The organism is Burkholderiales bacterium (assembly GCA_013695435.1).
Classification (GTDB): Bacteria; Pseudomonadota; Gammaproteobacteria; order Burkholderiales; family JACMKV01; genus JACMKV01.
The window spans coordinates 1-2,008 of record JACDAM010000169.1 but is presented as its reverse complement, the minus strand read 5'-3'; the positions used below and the strand labels follow the sequence as shown (position 1 = coordinate 2,008).

3 protein-coding genes are annotated in these 2,008 nt (G+C 61.3%); all 3 read left to right on the top strand.

From position 1 onward, the window contains the following. The coding region (locus H0V78_08790; protein MBA2351868.1) for an inositol monophosphatase at nucleotides 1–218 on the top strand (218 nt) is incomplete at its 5' end. Between the two features lie 150 nt (nucleotides 219–368). Beyond that, a complete protein-coding gene (gene trkA / locus H0V78_08785; GenBank protein MBA2351867.1) occupies nucleotides 369–1,781 on the top strand; it encodes a Trk system potassium transporter TrkA in 1,413 nt (470 codons plus the stop codon). Between the two features lie 39 nt (nucleotides 1,782–1,820). Beyond that, the coding region (locus H0V78_08780; GenBank protein MBA2351866.1) for a TrkH family potassium uptake protein at nucleotides 1,821–2,008 on the top strand (188 nt) is incomplete at its 3' end.

Sequence of the window (2,008 nt, the reverse complement as noted above, 5' to 3'; positions counted from 1 at the left end):
GCCGTTTCGATCTGTATCTGCATGGCGGCCAGAAACTGTGGGATTACGCAGCCGGCTCGCTGATCCTGAAGGAAGCCGGCGGTTCGATGTGCACCTTGAATCGCGACGATTTCTGGGCCGGGCGGCTTTGGCAGCGTTCGGTGATCGCAGCGCTCGACCCCGATCTATTTGTCGCCTGGAAAGCCTGGTTGCGTGCATTTCATTGCCGGCCGGATTGAGCGCGGGCGCCCAAACAGTTACGCGTAGGTCATGGTGCGCAAGCTCCCTGACAAGTCCGACCAATGCCGTCACGAAGCCTCGGCGCCCTGACCTACAACTTCCAGGCGCCTGACCTGCGGGCGCATGTTCAATGACACGCTAAACGAGCCGTGAAAATCCTCATACTCGGCGCCGGCCAGGTTGGTTCGTCGATCGCCGAAAGCCTGGTTTCGGAGGCCAACGACATCACCGTTGTGGATCTCGATAGCGCGCGTCTGCGCCGCCTGCAGGATACGCTCGATTTGCGCACGGTCGTGGGCAATGCCGCGCATCCTTCGGTGCTGGTCGCGGCCGGCATCGAAGACGCCGATATGCTGCTGGCGGTGACGCAAAGCGACGAAACCAATCTGGTGGCGTGCAAGATCGCAGGCGCGCTTTACAACACGCCGATGAAGGCGGCGCGCATTCGCTCTCTGGATTATCTTGCGCACCCGCAGATTCTCGCGCCGGAAAATTTCTCGGTCGATTTTTCGATCTGCCCCGAGCAGATACTGACCGATTACATCGTCAGGCTGATCGAATTCCCGGAAGCCCTGCAGGTGCTCGATTTCGCCGATGGCCGGGTGCGGCTGGTCGCGGTGCGCGCATTCCACGGCGGGCCGCTGGTCGGTCACGAGTTATCGTATCTGCGCAGCCACATGCCGCATATCGAAACGCGCGTCGCCGCGATCTTCCGCCAGGATCGTCCGATCACGCCGGAAGGCAGCACGGTGATCGAGGCCGGCGACGAAATATTCTTCATCGCCGCCAGCGAAAATATCCGCAACGTGTTGCGCGAATTGCGCCGCATGGATCGTCCCGTCAGGCGGGTGATGATTGCCGGCGGCGGCAACGTTGGGCGTCGGGTTGCGGCCGCGCTCGAGAACGACTATCAGGTCAAGCTGCTCGACAACAATAAAGCGACCTGCCAGACGCTGGCCGGCCAACTGAACCGCACGCTGGTGCTGACCGGGGATGCGACCGATGCCGATCTGCTCGAAGCCGAGAACATCGGCGAGATGGACGTTTTCTGCGCGCTGACCAACGACGATGAGAACAATATGATGTCGTCGCTGCTGGCGAAACGCATGGGCGCGTACAAGGTGATAGCGCTGATCAAGCGCATCGCCTATGTCGATCTCGTGCAAAGCGGGCAGATCGACATCGCCATTTCGCCGGCGCAGGCGACGATAGGCCCGCTGCTCGCGCACGTGCGAAAAGGCGATTGCACGGCCGTTCATGCGCTGCGGCGGGGCGCCGCGGAAGCGCTCGAACTGGTCGCGCACGGCGACGCCAAATCGTCAAGGGTGGTTGGCCGGCGCATCGAGGAAATCAATCTGCCGAAGGGTGCGACGATCGCCGCCATCGTGCGCGGCGAGGAACCACCCACGGTTGAGGGCGCAGCGCCCGCGCGCCATCGCGTCATCATCGCCCACCACGACACGGTGATCGAAGCCGAGGATCACGTGATCGTGTTCGTCGTCAACAAGCGCATGGTGCCGAAGGTCGAAAAGCTGTTTCAGGTCGGGCTCGGATTTTTCTGACGCAGGCAGCCGCAACGTCCGCGATATCGCCAGGCATTCATGTATCGCACTCTTCCGGTCATCAACCTGTTGGGTCAGTTGATCGTCCTGTTTTCGCTGACCATGGTCGTGCCGCTGATGTATTCTTTAATCACCAGGGACGCAGCGCTTTACGCTTACGACAAGGCGATTCTCGTCACGGTGGTCAGCGGCTTCGTGATGGCGCTTGTATCGCGCAAGCACAAACG